Genomic DNA, 19,706 nt, shown 5'->3' on the forward strand with positions numbered 1-19,706 from the left:
AATTGAATTTCGGGTTTTTTTTAGCCCTGATGGAAATGGAAATCCTTTGCTAAAAAAAGATTCATTTTTTCTTATAAAAAAAGAGCGACCAACGGAAGCTCCTTTATTTATTTAGAAAAATAATCTTTTTCAGCAAAGATTGAAATGTACAGCAGGATTAGCTCCTACAAATTATACTTTAAAGAAAAAATTACATAGCGTGGCTGAACAGTATACTGTGAAGTTCTGGTGGCAAACTGGGTAAAACTATCATCATTTAGTGAGGTTGTATTCAATAAATTTGTTCCGCTTACTTTGTATTCTAATTTGCTCCCTTTCTTTTGATAAATTAAACTGGCACTCAAGAAATCATATTCATTATTGACTGTCTTCGCATTGTTATAATAATGGTACAACTCATATTCCGCTACGAAAGAGAAGCTGTTTAAGAAGAAATAATCCAGTCTCGCAAAAGGCTTTTCTGTGTAAAAAGTAGTATTATTGTAATCGTTGGTCACAATATTGTATCCCAACTCTAAATTAGGCATATTCTTGTAATTTGTGGAAGCTTTAAAAGTATAGTTTTGAGTAAAACTCTCGTTTTTTGATAACACATTATTCTGGATGTTATTGAACTTAGACCAATTTAGAGAAGCTCCAAAAGAGGCTTTGTAATTCTTCAAAAAAGAACGTCCGTACGAGCCATTTCCTAAAAGTGTTTCATCAGCAAAATCAGAGTTGAACGGCGATGAAGTTTGATTCACTCCATTGAATACGGCACTAGTTTTTATCGCATCGACTCTTTTCGAATATGAAGCTACCGCAGTAATATTCTCAAAATTAAACATGTTGTATTTAAAGTAACGCAGTGAATGAACTTGGGCTGTAGCGTTTTCTAAAAGTCGGCTTCCTTTTGTCAAACTGTTATAATTTGAGAAAATAAATCCTTCGGCAAGTTGATTTATATCAGTGAAATTATTGGTATACGAAAAATTATAGGTTAATGTTTCCGATTTTTTTAGTTGATAAATCGCCAACAAATCTGGCAATGCTCTGAAGAAATTTTGACTATTACTGGTTCCTAATTGCTCATTTGTCATGTTGTAACTGTGCAGACTAACTCCTGGAGTAAAAGTAAATTTGCCGCTCAAAATCTTATAATGCAATCCCAAAAACGTGTCATTGAAATTGTAATTCACATCATTTGTATTGGCATTATTAGTCAGATTATTGACTGTTTCATTATCTAAAATTTGAAAAATACTGGAATTAAAATTTTGATAGGAATACGTATTTCCTAACGTCACATTGATGTTGCTTTTTGGAGTGACCATGTAATAATAATTCAGTTTAGCGTCAATCTTATTGGTTTTTACAAAGCGACTTTGGTTGATGTTATTTCTGTTTTGCCCAGCCACATATCCCGCCAAACTGAATGGTTGCGATTGTAAATTAGCATTATAAAAAGGATCTTCTTCTTGATACAGATGTTGCATTTCGAAAGCAAAAATATTCTTGTCGCTTTGCGTGTAATACAAACTCAAGTTTTGATTTACTGAAATTGGATCTTGATTTTTTAACGTATTAATGTTTTCAGTTGTAGCATTATTGCTGACAATAGACTCTCTCAATAAAGAATTATTCTCGCCCTGTTTGGACAATTTAGCCAATATATCATAGTCAAATTGAAACTTCGTAGTTGGTTTATAACTTGAACTCAATTTGAATAATCCTAAATTACTTTTTTGGTTTGTAATTTCCTGACGGTTCTCCGTAGAAAAAATCTCCGAAGAATTAGGTTGTAAAATATTTGTTTGTGACTTTGTTTCTAAATCCGTTAACGAAGAGGAAAAAATCCCAAAACCGCTTAAAGTCCAAGCTTTGTTTACATTATAGGCGAAATTTGTGGCTCCAAATTTAGTCTCAATTTCCTTGGCTCGATTATTCCTAAGCAGTGAAATTCCTAAATCATTCGAAGATACATTAAAACTAGAACCGCCTTTTTGCATCATCCCACGAAAACCGCCGGTGAATTTAAAATAATCCTGAACCGTCAACGGCAATTCTCCAATATTATTGAAATTTGTGATTAGATTGATGCTGTATTTTGGGCTGTAATAAAACAATTTTGGATTAATCAAATAGCGACTTTCCTCGTGTGCCACTCCAATTCCCGCGGTCATATCCCCGAACCAGAAATTTTTCTTTCCTGATTTAAGTTTAATATTCATTGCAATATTATCTTGATTGTTCTCCACACCTTTTAGCGCACCAATTTCGCTGTAATTGCGTAACACTTGGATTTTATCAATGGCATCCGCTGGAATGTTTTTGACACCTAGCTTTGTGTCACCATCAAAAAAGTCTTTTCCTTCCACCATTAATTTAGAGACTTTTTTCCCTTCGACTTCAATTTCGCCATCGGCGTTGACCTCAACTCCTGGTAATTTTTTTAATAAGTCTTCCAGTTTCCTTTCCGTTCCTGACTTAAAAGAATCCGCGTTATAGACAATAGTATCTCCTTTTATCGAAACCGGCATTTCACGAACAATTTCGACACCATCCAATTCAATTCCGCCTTCCTCAAGTGTTATGTTTTTAATGCGGTTTTCTGAAGTTGTGGTGATTTCCAGTTCTTTATTCTGCATTCCCAAATAGCTTACTTTTAAGACGTACGAAGTATTTGGTTTTAAATTAAGAATAAATTTCCCCTTGTCATTTGTAATGGCGTAGGAATCCATGGCTTTTGTGGCTTTATTTACCGCCATCACATTGGCCATTTCTAGACCCACAGTTTTGGAATCAGTTATGAGACCCTCTAATTTAACGGATTGTGCGAAAGAAAGTGTTGTAATAAAAAATAAGGCCAGTACTATTAATTTTTTCATTTAGGAATAAGGAATGAAATCTTTGTAATTAATTTTAAAAACTCAAATAGTGATTTATAACTACCCGCCAATTCTGATGTGCATTCCGCCATTACCTCCACGTCCTTGGTTCATCTCTCTAAACTCCTCCATTTTTTTCAAAACGGTTTCGTCAAATTCTTTCTGAGTTGTTACTTTTCCTTTTGTTGACGCTTTTATTTCGGTTTTAACTTTAGGATTCAAAACCACTTTTGAACATAAAATAACTGTTTTACCGTCGTTTACTTCCAATATTAAACCCGGTAACCCCCAGTAGTTTTCCGGTCCTTGACTCACTGGAATTTCTGGCGTATACCAAGCTGTAATTATAGTTTCTTTTGGCATATCTAATGCATCCAAAAGACTTGTTTTCTTGGCTGCATCCTCTGGTTTTGTTGCTACAGCATCTTCTTTTTTTGGTCTGAAATTTCTAAAATCTGTTTTGCTTGCGACACGTACAGCAGTGGCTTTAAAACAATTATAACCACCAATAACCCGGGTTTCACCTTCCATTTTCCATTGTAAATTAGGCAACGAATCTTTTACCAGAAACTCTTTCCCCATGAATTCTTTATCAACGGTATAGGATTTCTCTTTTACGTTTTTATAATACGTTCCGCCGCCGCCAGTCATAGACATCATCATTCTCATTCCGCCACCACCTTGACCGGGAGCTTCCAGTTTTTCTTCTTCTTTGTAAATCGATGCCGATTTATCAAAATTAAGAATGAATGTTTTTTCAAACATTTTTTTCATACTTTCCTCGATCCTTTTTTGCATATCCGGAGTCATCTCCTTATTGCCTTCCATTCGCGTTTTAAAATCGGAAGTGCTGGTTTTCGATTCGTACACTGCCATTCCTTGAAATTCCTGAGCATGAAGTCCCATAAATGATGCGACTGTTACAACTAATGCGAAAATTACTTTATACATACTATTGGTTTTTAAGGAATAAGACTTCTAAATACTATTTTTGTTACAAGGATTCTGTTAAAATAATCGTACGACAATCCTAATTGTATACCGTTTAATTGTAATTTCGCTTTTATGAAGAAAGTAATGCTATTGCTAATTATCGCTTCGTTTTCTGTCGTATCAAGTCAAAACCAAAAACTAACTGCTCTTAAGACTGATTCCATTCATTTTGATGGATATCAATTTTTAGGATACGATTCCATTGGATTTTATTACACTATTAAAAACAATGTTTTTTCTAAAATTAAAACGAGAGATACTTTAGAATATAAAAACATTTCTTTGGGCAAAATCTCAAAAGTTGACCTGCAAAACCCATTGAAAATTGTTTTATTCTACGAAAATTTCAATACCGTTATTGTATTGGATAATCAATTAAATGAAATCCAAAAAATAAATTTTTCAGAAAACATAATTCCAATCGTAGCAACTGCAATTGGAATTGCATCAATGAATCAGTTGTGGATTTACAACAGCATGAATCAGCAACTGGGACTTTATGATTATTTAAACAAGGAATACAAGACCATTTCAGTTCCTTTTACCGAAAGCATCAAGAATTATTCTTCAGATTTCAATTTCTTTCATTGGGTTGACAATAAAAACAATTGGTACACTTGCGATATTTTTGGAAGAATAACAATTAAAGAAAAAATTCCTGATTTTGAATCAATTGAAATTTTAAATGAAAATCAGTTCATTTATTTAAAAGACTCCCGTTTGTTTCTGCAGGATTTGGAAAAAGGTAAAAAAACTGAAATTGAAATTTCGGAAAAAACGTTTAAAAAATTTTATTACAAGGACCAAATTATATCTATTTTTACATCCACAGGAATTACAAATTATAAAATCATAATACCATAATGCACATAGCAATAGCAGGAAATATAGGTTCCGGAAAAACAACTTTAACACGATTACTAGCAAAACATTTTAAGTGGGAACCGCATTATGAAGATGTAGTTGACAATCCATACTTAGATGATTTTTACCATCAAATGGAACGTTGGTCGTTTAATTTACAGATTTATTTCTTGAATAGCCGTTTCCGTCAGGTAATGCAAATCCGTGAAAGCGGTAAAAAAATCATTCAGGACAGAACTATCTATGAAGATGCCCATATTTTTGCCCCTAACCTGTACGCGATGGGTTTGATGACCAATCGTGATTTTCAAAATTATTCTTCGCTTTTTGAATTAATGGAATCTACGGTTAAAGCACCTGATTTATTGATCTATTTAAGAAGTTCAATCCCTAATTTAGTCGGACAAATACATAAAAGAGGACGAGAATACGAAAACTCTATATCCATTGATTATTTGAGCCGTTTGAACGAACGCTACGAAGGTTGGATTCAAACTTATGACAAAGGGAAACTATTAATCATTGATGTGGACAACATTAATTTTGTTGACAATCCCGAAGATTTAGGAACTATTTTTAACCGTATTGATGCTGAATTGAACGGGTTGTTTTAGAATCCTCTCCCCAGCCCTCTCCGAAGGAAAGGGAGCAGGAACGGCATAAAAATACAAACAAAAAATGCCTCGCAATTGCGAGGCATTTTATTTATATAACGTTTAATTACTTCAAAAAATCAATTTTTGCCTGAACTTCGGCATCTGTTCCTTCAAAATTTTGAATGTCTTCTTTGCCGTTTACAGTTGTTTTAATGGTCGCTGTTACTTTTCCGTCAACATTTGTTTTTTCTATAGAAACTTCTTTTGAAACCATTTCAGTCGCGCCTCCGGAAGGATTTATAAATCTACACGTTTTACTGTCACATCCTTTTGCAAGACACTCTTCTTTAGACAATGATGTACACATTTCAGAAGTAGTACAACAAGCAGCAGTATCAGAAATAGTATGACTTCCATTTCCTAAAATCGGGGCAATTACAAGACCTATCAAACAGGTCAATTTAATTAAAATATTCATCGATGGTCCAGAAGTATCTTTGAACGGATCACCTACAGTGTCACCAGTGATGGCAGCTTTATGCGCATCAGAACCTTTATAGGTCATTTCACCATTGATTAAAACTCCCGCTTCAAATGATTTCTTAGCATTGTCCCAAGCACCACCTGCATTGTTTTGAAAAACTGCCCAAAGCACACCAGAAACGGTAACACCCGCCATATAACCTCCCAGCATTTCGGCGATTAACTGATTATTATTTCCATAAACTAATTTACCCAAAAGTACAATAGCAATTGGAAAACCAATAGTCAAAATGCCCGGTAACATCATTTCGCGCAAAGCGGCTTTAGTAGAAATATCGACACATTTAGCATATTCCGGTTTTCCGGTTCCTTCCATAATTCCAGGAATCTCCCTGAACTGGCGGCGTACTTCATACACCATGTCCATCGCGGCTTTTCCAACAGAATTCATGGCCAAAGCCGAGAAAACTACAGGAATCATTCCGCCTACAAATAGCATCGCTAAAACTGGCGCTTTAAAAATATTGATTCCGTCAATTCCAGTAAATGTCACATACGCGGCGAACAACGCTAGGGAAGTTAATGCCGCCGAAGCAATAGCGAATCCTTTTCCGGTTGCAGCAGTGGTATTTCCTACTGAATCCAATATATCTGTTCTGGTACGCACTTCTTTTGGTAATTCGCTCATTTCTGCAATACCACCAGCGTTATCTGATATGGGTCCGAAAGCATCGATTGCTAATTGCATGGCCGTTGTCGCCATCATTGCTGAAGCAGCTAAAGCCACCCCATAAAATCCAGCAAAAGCATACGAGGTCCAAATCGCTGCTGCAAATAAAAGTACGGTTGGAAATGTAGAAATCATTCCGGTTGCCAAACCTGCAATTACATTTGTCCCAGCGCCGGTTGACGATTTTTGTACAATTGCCATAACGGGTTTTGTTCCCAATCCCGTATAATACTCTGTAACAGATGAGATAACGGCTCCAACCACTAAACCGACAATTGTAGCATAGAAAACGCGCATAGACGAAATTTCTTTAGTCCCTTCACCAAAGAAATCCATTTTCATCGTTTCTGGTAACATATAATCAACTAAAAAATAACATGCAATTAGGGTTAATCCTATTGAAAGCCAATTTCCCATGTTTAAAGCGCTTTGAACTTGTGCTTCTTTTGCATTTTCATCTGAAATTTTCACAACCATTGTTCCGATAATCGAAAATAAAATTCCAAAACCAGCGATTGCCATCGGTAATAAAATAGGTCCTATTCCGCCAAAAGCATCTTGAATATTTCCGCCCATGTCTTTGATCACATAATTCCCTAAAACCATGGCCGCTAAAACGGTTGCTACATAAGAACCAAATAAATCAGCACCCATTCCGGCAACATCCCCTACATTATCTCCTACGTTATCTGCAATTGTCGCTGGATTACGAGGATCATCTTCTGGAATTCCAGCTTCTATTTTACCCACTAAATCAGCACCAACATCGGCCGCTTTGGTATAAATTCCACCACCTACTCTGGCAAACAAAGCGATAGATTCTGCTCCAAGAGAAAATCCGGCTAACGTTTCCAATACAATGGTCATGTCTTCCGTAGAAGTCCAAACTCCGTTCATAAAAAAGTGAAAGAAGAAAATAAAGAAAGTCGTCAAACCTAAAACGGCTAAACCCGCCACGCCTAATCCCATTACGGTTCCGCCGCCAAAAGAAACTTTCAATGCTTGTGGCAAACTACTCCGTGCGGCTTGCGTGGTTCTAACATTGGTTTTTGTTGCAATTTTCATTCCCATATTCCCTGCTAAAGCCGAGAAAAAAGCACCAAAAACAAAAGCAACAACTATTAATATATGAGTCGTAGGAACGATAAATGAAATTCCGGCTAATACGACACTTGCTCCAATGACAAAGAAAGTCAATAACCTATATTCGGCTTTAAGGAAAGCCAAGGCTCCTTCATAAATGTAATCTGAAATTTCTTTCATCTTACCGTCACCCGGATCTTGTTTTAAAACCCATGCTCGTTTTGTAAACATAAATGCCAGTCCAATAAATGCCATAGCTATTGGCAAATAAATCATTATTGTATTCATAATTTTGGTTTGGTTTTTGGTTAATTGTAATAATGTAACAAAACGAATTTAAACAAAAAAGCAATACTCTTTACAGAATATTGCTCTTTTTATAAAAATTAAGGTATGAAATTATTTTATGCTAAATAATCCGTCTGGTTTATTCTCAATTGCATTGAAACGTTCCGTACATTCTTTAATAATGGCATACGCTTCATTTACATCGCCCCATCCGCCTACATCAACTTTCTTATTTTCAAGATCTTTGTACACTTGGAAAAAATGTTCAATCTCTTTCAATAAGTGTGGATTCATATCGGATAAATCATTTAGTGAATTCCAGATTGGATCTGAAACCGGTACACAGATTACTTTTTCATCCGGTCCTTTATCATCTGCCATGTGGAAAACACCGATAGGCTTAACCTCCATTACGCATCCAGGAAAAGTTGGTTCGTTTACCAAAACCAAAACATCTAATGGATCTCCATCTAATGCTAATGTTTCAGGAATAAATCCGTAATCAGCCGGATACATCATGGACGAGAATAACATTCTGTCAAAACGCATTCTCTTTATTTCGAAATCGTATTCGTATTTATTTCTACTTCCTCTCGGTATTTCGATTAAAACATCGAAAGTTGTTAATTTGTCTGCAGTCATTTTAGTTTTTCTTATCTATAATTATGATTGCAAAAGTAAGGAAACTATCCCTTTTTACAATAAAAAATATATGTTATCTGTTGATTAAATTTTAACAGTGAGTACTTTAGTACGACACCTTCCTATTTCGTTTGTTTAAATAATGGTGCCACAAAATATAGGTAGCAAAAGAACGATACGGACTCCATTTTATCGCGTGCGCTTCGATGGTACCTTTATCATGAATATCTAGCAATTCCTTGATGGTATTTATTACTGCGATGTCTCCTAACGGCAATAAATCCGGGACTTGCAGACAAAACATCAAATAAATATCAATAGTCCAGTTTCCTATTCCTTTGATTTTGATGAGTTCTTCCCGCACTTGCTGAGCGGTTTTAGTTGGCAAACTTTCTAAATTAAGATCTTTATTTAATATAGCTGTAGCCAAAGCTTTTATATACGAAGTTTTTTGGCGGCTTACGCCAAGATTCCTAAATTCCTCGTCCGATACGTGAAGAAGAATTTCGGGTGTTACCGTTTTTTGGCTTGCTTTTATTTTCAAAAAAGTGGCTTTCGCCGAATCGATTGAAACTTGTTGTTCCAAAATCAACAACACCAAAGTCTCAAAACCTTGTGGCCTTTTGGGAATAGTTGGCATTCCGTATTGATTAATAATTGCTTTAAAAATGCTATCTTTTTCTATGAGGTAGTCGATGGCTTCTTGCATAATCTAATATTTTTTAGCCCAGATGGAAACGGCATCCTTTTTATAAGGCGACTTTTTTTCGCCTTATAAAAAGATATAGTGCACAGCTGGAATAGCTCCTAGAAATTAAACCCAAACGATCCTTTTACAGTAAAACGATTCGTATCCGGCGTATTGAGATAATTGCCTCTCCAAGCGAAATCGATTCGAAATACTTTGAAGATATTCCCAATTCCGGCGCTGTATTCCCAATACACTTTTTCTGGTGCATTGTAAACTAAACCCGAAGCATTAATCGCTCTGTTCTCATCCGATATACTGCCATAGACCCCTTTAACCGAAACAATTTCCCTCCAATTGAGTTTTCGCATAAATGGAATTCTGGAAAAAAGTCGGCCATTAAAATTATGATTCCACTGCAAAGTAGCATATTGATCGGCTACAAATTCATAGAAATTAAGGTTGTTAAAGGTGTTTTCAAGTATGAAAAAAGTTTGATTTCCCGGAATCACACTCATCAATCCCAGAGGGACTGTTCCAAAGGTTTTTCCCACTTCCATAATAAAATTGGTTCTTCCTAGTGGTCCTATAATGATAGGTTGTTTATAGTATAATTGTAATTTATCATATTTAAAATCGCTATTCAATAATCCTTTAAAACCATGGCTGTAATTTACAAAAAAGCGACTGTACGGACTGTCTACATTTTCTCTTTCTACAGCAAATCCAATTGTTTTTCTCTTCGGAGTATATTCAACCTGAAAGTTAATTTCTGATTGTTTAACATCACTTTTTGTGACAGCATTGGCAATATCTGTGTAGTAATCAAGACTAAAAGTTGGAGATGCAGATTCAAGGGTACGATAGGAAATTCCGGTTTGGAAAATCAAATTTTTAACGGGCTCTATTTCCACCGCAATATTACTCAAATTGATATTCGTCAATTTTCCATTATTTCCTGATGAAAACACAGATGACGAAGCAAAACTTCGGCCCAAAATATCGTATGTTGTCGTCAGACTCGCACCAATTTGTTCAATATCACGCCTGTTACCACCGGACAAAATGATTCTTTTTTTCTTATCGACCATCCATTTTCCGGAAAACCCATATTTAAATTTATCATCTTTAAAACCATACGCCGTGTAACCTTGAATACGCCACATATCATTTGTTCCAAAATACGTTCTTCCACCCGCTCGCAATCTAACCCCTTCAACTTCGTTATAACCGAAAGTTGAAAAAAGAGGGCCATAATCAAAATTCCCAAACTGTAAAAAACCGCTCGCCAAAACCTGTACTGTACTATAAATTTGCTTGAATTTTTTGACCGTTTGCAACGTATCGAGCATTTTATAAACCCCCATTTCGTCCTTGGTTAAGTTCTCAAATCGGCTATCGTTCCAATATTCATCTGATTTATTGAAAACATCCGCGTCCATGTAATTGACCTCATCTTTATAAAAAGCAACCGGTTTTTCGTTATTGAACTGATGATTTCTATAATAAGTGGTTCGTTTTCCATAAACGCCTTTTGATTTTTCTTTTTTGTTTAAAGCAAAGTCGGACATCAAATAATCCTTCGTTAATAAGAAAACGGAATCGCTGACTACTTCAAATTCCTGCTCAAGATAGATGTCTTTTACCCAGTTGATGTTGGCGCTTTTGGTCACCGCCATATTAATTTTCTTGATGGCAAATGTGGAATCATTGACCCAAAAATCTCCTTTAAAAGTCAATTCGTTTTTACGTCTTGGATAAAAAACAATATTATAACACCATTTTTTATCAATATACGCACTGTCTTTCAATACATAATTGTAAACATCAATCCCTGTTTTAGATAACGGACTGGTGAAACTTTTGTCAAAAAAAGTTAAGTAGTTATTGTAGATATCATAATTGGAATATAAATCTTTAACAAAAGTCAAAATTTGTTGGTTCCCATTAAAACCGGACGTTTTACTGGCTTTCAGTTTCTCTTTTAATTTTTTCAGTTTATTATCTCCGTAAACGTCATTCAACGATTCGTTTACAAAAATGGGTAAATACGTTTTACCGGTAATTTTTGAAGTATCCATTTGGTTAAATATAAACTCCATCCCTTTGAAAAGTTTGCTTTTCATAAAAGCACTATCAATAGAATTCATGTCAAATTCTATTTTCTCATACTTCTCCATTTGGTATTGATCAAACAAATACAAGCCATTTTGACGCTTTCTTTCCCAAATTTTTCGAAGAATATCCAGCGCAGGATTATTCTTTTTCGAGGTTTTACCGGCAAAAACCACTACCTCATTTAAACTCTCGGCTTCGTTTAGCTGAATTTTTAAATTGTAGTTGACTAATTTCTCTAACGTAATTTCTTTTTCGGAAAACCCTACTGAAGTTATCAATAATACCGAATATTCTTTAGCAGATTCCAAATAAAACTTACCGTCTTCATTGGCAACAATTCCTTCACTCGAATTCTTAAAAACCACATTAGCAAAAGGAATCGGCTGATTCAATTTGTCTAGCACCACACCACTTACCTTTGTTTGTGCAAAAACTGCGTTAGCCGTAACAAACAAAAAAAACAAGAGAAACAAAATATTCTTTTTCATAATCATTCAAAAAAAAACTTCATCAAATAAATAATTGATGAAGTTATTAGGCTTAAACTTTTTAGATTATTATACTTTTTAGTTTTAATATAAAAAGTATAACGATCTAATTGATCTATTTTTTATACATTACTTTTTTAACCGCTTTCACAACATCACCTGCATTTGGCAACCATTCTTTCAATAAAACTGGAGAGTAAGGCGCTGGAGTATCCGCTGTCGTGATACGTTGAATAGGTGCATCCAAGAAATCAAAAGCGCGTTCCTGAACAATATAGGTAATTTCAGAAGCGACACTTGCAAAAGGCCACGCTTCCTCAAGAACTACTAATCTATTTGTTTTTTTAACCGATGTTAAAATCGTCTCATAATCCATAGGACGTACGGTTCTCAAGTCGATAATTTCACAAGAAATGCCTTCTTTGGCTAATTCGTCAGCAGCAATGTGCGCCTCTTTGATAATTTTTCCAAAAGAAACAATTGTTACATCCGTACCTTCTCGTTTGATATCAGCAACTCCAAGTGGAATCGTATATTCACCATCCGGCACTTCCCCTTTATCACCATACATTTGTTCTGATTCCATAAAAATCACAGGATCATTATCCCGGATAGCTGCTTTCAACAATCCTTTAGCATCATACACTGTTGATGGAACCACCACTTTAAGTCCCGGAGTATTCGCAAACCAGTTTTCTAATGCTTGAGAGTGCGTCGCTCCTAACTGTCCTGCTGAAGCCGTTGGACCACGAAAAACGATTGGCACATTGAATTGTCCTCCGGTCATCTGACGCATTTTGGCAGCGTTGTTTATAATTTGGTCAATACCAACTAAACAAAAATTGAATGTCATATATTCCACAATCGGTCTGCATCCGTTCATTGCTGATCCTACTGCAATCCCAGTAAAACCAAGCTCAGCGATAGGAGTATCAATAACTCTTTTTTCGCCAAATTCAGCAAGCATTCCTTTCGATGCTTTGTAGGCACCATTATATTCTGCAACTTCTTCACCCATTAAGTATATGGACTCATCGTGACGCATTTCTTCACTCATCGCTTCGCAAATGGCCTCTCTAAATTGTATCGTTCTCATATTTTTTTATATTTTGTCCTCCTGAGCGCAGTCGAAGGATAATTTTCGAACAGCAAAAATAAATATTTTATATCACTTAAAAGCATAAAGTATTCAAAATTAATTCAGGATTTATGGTGATAATTTTCAGGAGCTATTTCCGGCTATCCGCTGTATCTTCCTGTGGCTAAAGGAGCCACAGGAAGGATGCCGCTGCTATCCGGGCTACGAAAACGTAATAGTTAAGTAAAAATATTATGCGTGCATAGTATATTATTCAAATTAATATTTTAAATTTGTAAAAGAAATTACGAATAATTAAATATATAAGTATGAAAATATTAGTTTGCATCAGTCACGTTCCTGATACTACTTCAAAAATTAACTTTGTCAACGGAGATTCTGAATTTGACACTAATGGAGTACAATATGTAATCAATCCTAATGATGAATTTGGTTTGACACGTGCCATTTGGTTTCAAGAACAACAAGGCGCAACGGTTACCGTTGTGAATGTTGGAGGACCGGAAACGGAACCTACTTTAAGAAAAGCATTAGCAATAGGCGCTAATGAAGCTATTCGTGTCAACGCTAATCCTACTGACGGATTTTTTGTAGCCAAACAACTTGCAGAAGTAATTAAAAACGGAGGGTACGATGTAGTCATTGCTGGAAAAGAATCTTTAGACTATAATGGTGGAATGGTTCCTGGAATGATTGCAGGAATTTTAGGGTACAACTTCCTTAATTCTTGTACAAGTCTTACTGTTGAAGGAACCAGCGTAAAAGCAATTCGCGAAATTGATGGTGGAAAAGAAACCGTTGCTACAAATTTACCATTAATTATTGGTGGTCAAAAAGGATTAGTGGAAGAAAAAGACTTGCGTATTCCAAATATGCGAGGAATCATGACTGCAAGAACGAAAGCATTGACAATTCTGGAACCAGTTGAAGCCACTGTAAATACAAAAGCAGTAAAATTTGAAAAACCAGCTCCTAAATCAGCGGTGAAATTAATTGCGGCTGACAATTTAGATGAATTAATCAATCTATTACACAACGAAGCGAAAGTAATCTAGTAATCAGTTTTCAGTCTCAGTTTTCAGTCGAAAAACTTTAAACTTTAAACTTTAAACTTTAAACAAAAAATTATGTCAATATTAATATACGCGGAATACGCAGAAGGAAAATTTAAAAAAGTAGCATTCGAATTAGCTTCTTACGCAAAAAAAGTGGCTGAAACATTAGGAACTACTGTTACGGCTGTAACAGTAAATGCTGGAGATGTTTCGGAATTATCAAAATATGGAGTAGACAAAGTATTAAAAGTAAACAACGATAAATTATCAGGATTTACGGCTAAAGCGTACGCTGATGTCATTAAACAAGCTGCTCAAAAAGAAAACGTGAAGTTAGTTTTACTTTCATCAACTACAGATAGTATTTACCTTTCCTCACTTGTTGCAGTAGCATTAGAAGCTGGTTATGCATCAAATGTTGTTGGGTTACCGGTTTCAACTTCACCTTTTCAAGTAAAAAGAAATGCTTTTTCAAACAAAGCGTTTAACATTACTGAAATTGCCACAGACGTAAAAGTTCTTGGACTGGCTAAAAACTCGTATGGTATTTTTGAAAATGCATCAACATTGACTGAAGAAGACTTTAACCCAACTATTGGAGACAATGATTTTGGTGTAAAAGTAGAATCAGTTGAAAAAGTTTCCGGAAAAGTTTCCATTGCTGATGCCGATATAGTTGTATCTGCTGGTCGTGGATTGAAAGGTCCAGAAAACTGGGCGATGATTGAAGAATTAGCTTCTGTGCTTGGTGCCGCAACAGCATGTTCTAAACCGGTTTCTGATTTAGGATGGAGACCTCATGGAGAACACGTAGGACAAACGGGAAAACCGGTAGCTACAAACCTATATATTGCAATTGGAATTTCGGGAGCGATTCAACACATTGCGGGAATCAACTCTTCTAAAGTTAAAGTGGTGATTAACAGCGACCCGGAAGCACCATTTTTCAAAGTGGCTGATTACGGAGTTGTTGGCGATGCTTTTGAAATTGTTCCTCAATTGATTGAGAAATTTAAAGCTTTTAAAGCTCAGAATTCTTAATTCTAAAAATTCTCTTTAAAAATTATAGCTGCCAAAAAATAAGATATTCGTATCTTTGCTTTTGGGCAGCTTTTTTGTGTACTTTTTTTCATTAAAATCGCACCCTTTTTTTATTAAAAAAGTACCTTGTACTTTCCCATAACAACAATTATGAGCTTAGTTAAATTATCCATAAAAGGAATTTCATACAGTCAAACTCAAAACGGAGCCTACGCTTTGATCTTGAATGAGGTTGACGGCGAAAGAAAATTACCCATCGTAATTGGTGCTTTTGAAGCCCAATCCATTGCTATCGCATTGGAAAAAGAAATAAAACCACCGCGTCCTTTGACCCATGATTTATTCAAAAATTTCGCAGAACGTTTTGACATCGTAGTCAAACAAGTTATTATTCACAAGTTGGTTGATGGTGTTTTCTATTCAAGTATTATTTGCGAAAGAGATAAAATCGAAGAAATTATTGATGCCAGAACTTCAGATGCAATTGCATTAGCATTACGTTTTAACGCGCCAATTTTTACTTACAAAAACATTTTGGACAAAGCCGGAATTTACTTAAAGTCAAATCCTTTAGATCCTAATAAAGACTCCCAGGAAATTGACGATGTGCTTTCTAATCCAGATACTTTTGGACGTGAAGAAGAAAGCAATCAATCTGGAGAAACCTATGCTAAGCACAGTTTACAGGAATTGAATGAACTGTTAGATCAAGCAGTTTCGCATGAAGATTATGAAAAAGCAGCAAAAATCAGAGACGAAATTTCAAAAAGATAACTTTAATTTTCATTTTAATAATTGCATTATTTGATATATAAGCGCTTAACCACTTAAAAAATGCAGTTGCAATTAATGCTGCACTTTTATATATATTTTTATTGACATCTGTTATAAACTAATCTATGAAAACAAAATTTGTCCTTATTGCCGTAACCTTATTTATTTCTACAGTCGTATTTTCTCAAGATTATTATTTACACTGCGGAAAAATTCTAAACACTCAATCTGGCAAAGAGCTATCCAACCAAACCATAGTTGTTTCTAAAAACAAAATCACAAAAATACAAGATGGATTTGTATCTAAATCCAAACCCGAAGACATTGAAATTGACCTAAAAAACAAGTATGTATTACCAGGTCTTATCGATTTACACGTACATATTGAAGGAGAACATGACACTAAAAGTTACATGTCGAAATATTTAGACAATGAGGCTGACATTGCATTTCAAGCGGTACGTTGTGCAGAAATCACCCTTCTAGCCGGATTTACCACCGTGCGTGATTTAGGAGGAACAGGTGTTAACATCTCCATAAGAAATGCTATTAATAAAGGAATTGTAAAAGGTCCAAGAATATATACCGCAGGAAAATCGATTGCCACAACAGGTGGTCATGCTGATCCAACAAACGGAAGCAATCGAAAACTTGTAGGCGATCCAGGTCCACATGAAGGCGTAATCAACTCTCCTGAAGAAGCAGTAAAAGCAGTAAGAGAACGTTATAAAGAAGGTGCTGATGTTATTAAAATAACAGCTACTGGCGGTGTTTTAAGTGTTGCCAAAAGCGGTAAAAACCCTCAATTTTCTTTAGACGAAATTAAAGCTATCACAACAACTGCCAAAGATTACAATATGCTTACTGCCGCTCATGCCCACGGTGATGAAGGTATGCAACGAGCTATATTGGGCGGTATAAAAACCATTGAGCACGGCACCTTTATGAGTGAAGAGACAATGGAATTAATGAAAAAATATGATGCTTATTTAGTTCCTACCTTAACGGCTGGAAAAGAAGTAGAAAAAAATGCAGAAATTAATGGTTTTTATCCTGACATCGTAGTTCCAAAGGCCAGAGAAGTTGGTCCACAACTGAAAGCTACTTTTGCAAAAGCATACAAAAAAGGAGTCAAAATTGCTTTTGGAACTGATGCGGGTGTATTTGCCCACGGTACAAATGCAAAAGAATTCGGTTATATGGTCGAAGCCGGAATGCCTACATTAGCCGCTATTCAATCTGCAACAACAACGAATGCCATGTTATTAGGCATTGGGAATGAAGTAGGTCAAATTAAAGAAAACTTTTTTGCAGACATTATTGCAGTTGATGAAAGTCCTTTGAATACTATTAAGACGCTGGAAAAAGTCGTATTTGTAATGAAAGACGGAAAAATATACAAAAACTAAACCCGCTTACCGCAAAATAGCATAAAGATACAATGAAGCAATATTTAGATTTAGTGCGACACGTGATGGAAAACGGTTGTCAAAAAGGAGACCGAACAGGAACAGGAACAAAAAGTGTCTTTGGATACCAAATGCGTTTCGACTTGAATCAAGGTTTCCCAATGGTTACCACCAAAAAACTGCATTTAAAATCTATTATTTATGAATTGCTTTGGTTTTTAAAAGGCGATACCAATATCAAATACCTCCAAGAAAACGGCGTTAAAATTTGGGATGCATGGGCTGACGCCAATGGCGATTTAGGACCTGTTTACGGGCATCAATGGCGCAACTGGAATAGTGAAGAAATTGATCAAATCTCGGAATTGATAAAAGAACTAAAAACCAATCCTAACAGTCGCAGAATGTTGGTTTCAGCATGGAATCCTTCGGTTTTACCAGACACCACTAAATCATTTGACGAAAATGTAGCCAACAATAAAGCGGCTTTACCTCCTTGTCATGCTTTCTTTCAGTTTTATGTTTCTGATGGCAAGTTATCGTGTCAATTGTACCAGCGAAGTGCAGATATTTTCTTAGGCGTTCCTTTTAACATTGCTTCTTACGCATTACTCACGATGATGATAGCTCAAGTTTGCGACTTACAGCCAGGAGAATTTATTCACACTTTTGGTGACGCACACATTTATAATAATCATTTTGAACAACTTGAATTGCAATTGTCTCGTGAACCAAAACCATTGCCTAAAATGATTTTGAATCCCAATATAAAAGACATCTTCGCATTCGATTATGACGATTTTACCCTTGAAGGATACGAACCGCATCCACTGATAAAAGGAAGTGTTGCGGTCTAACGTAATAAAAAACGGATTTTTGGTCAGCCCGCTAAAACACCGTTTTCATTTCTTACAAACTCGTTCCATTCGAAAGAATCTGCTTCTGGTTCGTTGACAAATGCACCATCGATCACGTATTTAAATTCGTAAGCCGCATCTTTATTTACAACGAACATACCTTTGAAAGTACCATTTTTCAATTTACTTAAAGCACCTTCAGCCAAATTCCCATTGTTGAAATCGCCAACAACAGAAGCTTAACTTGCCTTTTTTGCAGCTACAGAAAAAGTAACTTTCAAACTGGTTTTGTTTTACAAATCGCTGTTTAATTTCCATAACTTGCTTATTTATAAACTCATGTAATTAAGCAAGTTAAACATTTCGGACTTTTAATAAGGCTTAAAAAGATTTAATAAAAAACCACAAACTATGTTAATTTATAAATAATTTAACAATTTAAACAAAGCTAAATTTACTATTCAAAAAAAAGAAAACGTTTTCTCAGGAAATAATCCTGAACCACAATATTGACTTTCCAAAATAAATTTTATCTTTATAAACTAAAACCGGATCGATGGAAAAAGAATTGCACGAACAATATGAGTATGCGAGAAGAAGAATAAAGCAAAAGAAGGGGTTATATTTTCATTTTGTTCTTTTCGTTTTAGGGAGTTTACTGCTATTTATGGCACATAATTTTCTTGATAGCACTGTAGTGTCCAATTGGTACCTTTGGATTATTATCATTTGGCTGTTCCTCTTTATATTGCATTTTATAAAAATTTTTATCACCGATCGTTTTATGAATAAAGATTGGGAAAGAGAGCAAATAGATCGTCTTGTGGCTTTGCAAAAAAAGAAATTAGACCAATTGCAAACACAGGTATCTAACGACGAACTTAAACAATAGCTAAATAACTATGATAATAATGATTGCGGCTGTTGCCGAGAATAATGCGCTGGGAAAAAATAATGAATTAATCTGGCATTTACCCAATGACTTCAAAAGATTCAAAGCACTGACTTCTGGGCATCATATCATAATGGGCAGGAAAACATTTGAAAGTTTTCCAAAGCCACTACCGAACAGAACCCATATTATAATTACCAGACAAAAAGAATATCAGGCAGAAGGTTGCCTCGTTGTGGACAGCATTGAAAAAGCACTTGAAATTTGCCCAAAAGATGAGGATTCCTATATAATAGGCGGTGGAGAAATTTATAATTTAGGACTCCCCTATGCTGATAAATTAGATATCACGCGCGTTCACGGTGACTTTGAAGCGGATGCCTATTTTCCTGAAATAGATCCAAAAGAATGGGAGCTGGTAATATCCGAATTTAATGAAAAAGATGAGAAACATAATTATCAATATACTTTCCAAACGTTAGTTAGAAGATAAAACAAAAAAACATCCTTTTCAGGATGTTTTTTTTTAACCATTGATTAAGAGAAATGAACTACTCTTGAAAGAGTATTTGATAACATAAAATAAAAATTACAAACACTAATAATACTCCAGATACGGAGATTATAATATTTGAAGTTTTTTGAGAATACATCTCAAAAAAGCCTTTAATACCAAATACCACGAAGGTACTAAAGACGAAAAAAATTAAAATTTCCAAAAACAAATTTAATCCTAAGA

The 19,706-nt window shown here is 35.2% G+C and carries 17 protein-coding genes; 9 read left to right on the forward strand and 8 right to left on the reverse strand.

What is annotated here, in order from left to right:
* Positions 1–164 precede the first annotated feature (164 nt).
* Together BMZ76_RS06780 and BMZ76_RS06785 are read right to left on the reverse strand one after the other, a co-directional pair.
* Positions 165–2,867, reverse strand: coding sequence for a carboxypeptidase-like regulatory domain-containing protein (locus tag BMZ76_RS06780; protein ID WP_091204245.1), 2,703 nt, complete (start codon positions 2,865–2,867; stop codon positions 165–167).
* A gap of 60 nt (positions 2,868–2,927) precedes the next feature.
* Positions 2,928–3,818: a GLPGLI family protein gene (locus BMZ76_RS06785; protein ID WP_091204246.1), complete on the reverse strand. Its 891-nt coding sequence runs from the start codon at positions 3,816–3,818 to the stop codon at positions 2,928–2,930.
* A 114-nt stretch (positions 3,819–3,932) separates the two neighbouring features.
* On the opposite strand from BMZ76_RS06785, the gene BMZ76_RS06790 reads away from it, so the two are divergent.
* Positions 3,933–4,724, forward strand: coding sequence for a hypothetical protein (locus BMZ76_RS06790; RefSeq protein ID WP_091204247.1), 792 nt, complete (start codon positions 3,933–3,935; stop codon positions 4,722–4,724).
* The gene (locus BMZ76_RS06795; RefSeq protein WP_091204248.1) at positions 4,724–5,338 is read left to right on the forward strand and encodes a deoxynucleoside kinase; all 615 of its coding nucleotides are present in this window, start codon (positions 4,724–4,726) and stop codon (positions 5,336–5,338) included. Before BMZ76_RS06790 ends, BMZ76_RS06795 begins: the two co-directional genes overlap by 1 nt.
* A gap of 106 nt (positions 5,339–5,444) precedes the next feature.
* On the opposite strand, the gene BMZ76_RS06800 is transcribed toward BMZ76_RS06795, so the two are convergent.
* From BMZ76_RS06800 to BMZ76_RS06820, 5 genes are all read right to left on the reverse strand, one after another.
* Positions 5,445–7,904, reverse strand: a complete 2,460-nt coding sequence (locus BMZ76_RS06800; RefSeq protein ID WP_091204249.1) for a sodium-translocating pyrophosphatase — start codon at positions 7,902–7,904, stop codon at positions 5,445–5,447.
* A 111-nt stretch (positions 7,905–8,015) separates the two neighbouring features.
* Positions 8,016–8,546 carry an inorganic diphosphatase gene (locus BMZ76_RS06805; RefSeq protein WP_091204250.1) on the reverse strand — a complete coding sequence of 177 codons (531 nt, stop codon included), beginning with the start codon at positions 8,544–8,546 and terminating at the stop codon, positions 8,016–8,018.
* 106 nt (positions 8,547–8,652) lie between these two features.
* Positions 8,653–9,255, reverse strand: coding sequence for a DNA-3-methyladenine glycosylase family protein (locus tag BMZ76_RS06810; RefSeq protein ID WP_091204251.1), 603 nt, complete (start codon positions 9,253–9,255; stop codon positions 8,653–8,655).
* Positions 9,256–9,353: 98 nt separating this feature from the next.
* Positions 9,354–11,840 carry a DUF5686 and carboxypeptidase-like regulatory domain-containing protein gene (locus BMZ76_RS06815; protein WP_091204252.1) on the reverse strand — a complete coding sequence of 829 codons (2,487 nt, stop codon included), beginning with the start codon at positions 11,838–11,840 and terminating at the stop codon, positions 9,354–9,356.
* A gap of 115 nt (positions 11,841–11,955) precedes the next feature.
* Positions 11,956–12,936, reverse strand: coding sequence for a pyruvate dehydrogenase complex E1 component subunit beta (locus BMZ76_RS06820; RefSeq protein WP_091204253.1), 981 nt, complete (start codon positions 12,934–12,936; stop codon positions 11,956–11,958).
* Between the two features lie 311 nt (positions 12,937–13,247).
* On the opposite strand from BMZ76_RS06820, the gene BMZ76_RS06825 reads away from it, so the two are divergent.
* The 5 genes from BMZ76_RS06825 to BMZ76_RS06845 all read left to right on the forward strand — a co-directional run bounded on the left by BMZ76_RS06825 (position 13,248) and on the right by BMZ76_RS06845 (position 18,075).
* Positions 13,248–13,994: an electron transfer flavoprotein subunit beta/FixA family protein gene (locus BMZ76_RS06825; RefSeq protein ID WP_091204254.1), complete on the forward strand. Its 747-nt coding sequence runs from the start codon at positions 13,248–13,250 to the stop codon at positions 13,992–13,994.
* Positions 13,995–14,066: 72 nt separating this feature from the next.
* Positions 14,067–15,035, forward strand: coding sequence for an electron transfer flavoprotein subunit alpha/FixB family protein (locus BMZ76_RS06830; protein ID WP_091204255.1), 969 nt, complete (start codon positions 14,067–14,069; stop codon positions 15,033–15,035).
* 150 nt (positions 15,036–15,185) lie between these two features.
* Positions 15,186–15,809, forward strand: a complete 624-nt coding sequence (locus tag BMZ76_RS06835) for a bifunctional nuclease family protein (RefSeq protein WP_091204256.1) — start codon at positions 15,186–15,188, stop codon at positions 15,807–15,809.
* A gap of 125 nt (positions 15,810–15,934) precedes the next feature.
* Complete coding sequence (locus BMZ76_RS06840; protein WP_091204257.1) at positions 15,935–17,218, forward strand: metal-dependent hydrolase family protein; 1,284 nt, start codon at positions 15,935–15,937, stop codon at positions 17,216–17,218.
* A gap of 32 nt (positions 17,219–17,250) precedes the next feature.
* On the forward strand, positions 17,251–18,075 hold the full coding sequence (locus BMZ76_RS06845; RefSeq protein WP_091204258.1) for a thymidylate synthase: 825 nt from the start codon (positions 17,251–17,253) through the stop codon (positions 18,073–18,075).
* A 23-nt stretch (positions 18,076–18,098) separates the two neighbouring features.
* On the opposite strand, the gene BMZ76_RS16435 is transcribed toward BMZ76_RS06845, so the two are convergent.
* On the reverse strand, positions 18,099–18,281 hold the full coding sequence (locus BMZ76_RS16435; protein ID WP_396230393.1) for an early set domain-containing protein: 183 nt from the start codon (positions 18,279–18,281) through the stop codon (positions 18,099–18,101).
* A gap of 350 nt (positions 18,282–18,631) precedes the next feature.
* Between BMZ76_RS16435 and BMZ76_RS06855 the strand changes: the two genes are divergently transcribed.
* Complete coding sequence (locus BMZ76_RS06855; protein ID WP_091204259.1) at positions 18,632–18,967, forward strand: 2TM domain-containing protein; 336 nt, start codon at positions 18,632–18,634, stop codon at positions 18,965–18,967.
* 10 nt (positions 18,968–18,977) lie between these two features.
* Complete coding sequence (locus BMZ76_RS06860; protein WP_091204260.1) at positions 18,978–19,460, forward strand: dihydrofolate reductase; 483 nt, start codon at positions 18,978–18,980, stop codon at positions 19,458–19,460.
* The last annotated feature ends 246 nt before the right edge of the window (positions 19,461–19,706 follow it).

It is taken from the genome of Flavobacterium xueshanense, from assembly GCF_900112975.1.
Taxonomy (GTDB): Bacteria; Bacteroidota; Bacteroidia; order Flavobacteriales; family Flavobacteriaceae; genus Flavobacterium; species Flavobacterium xueshanense.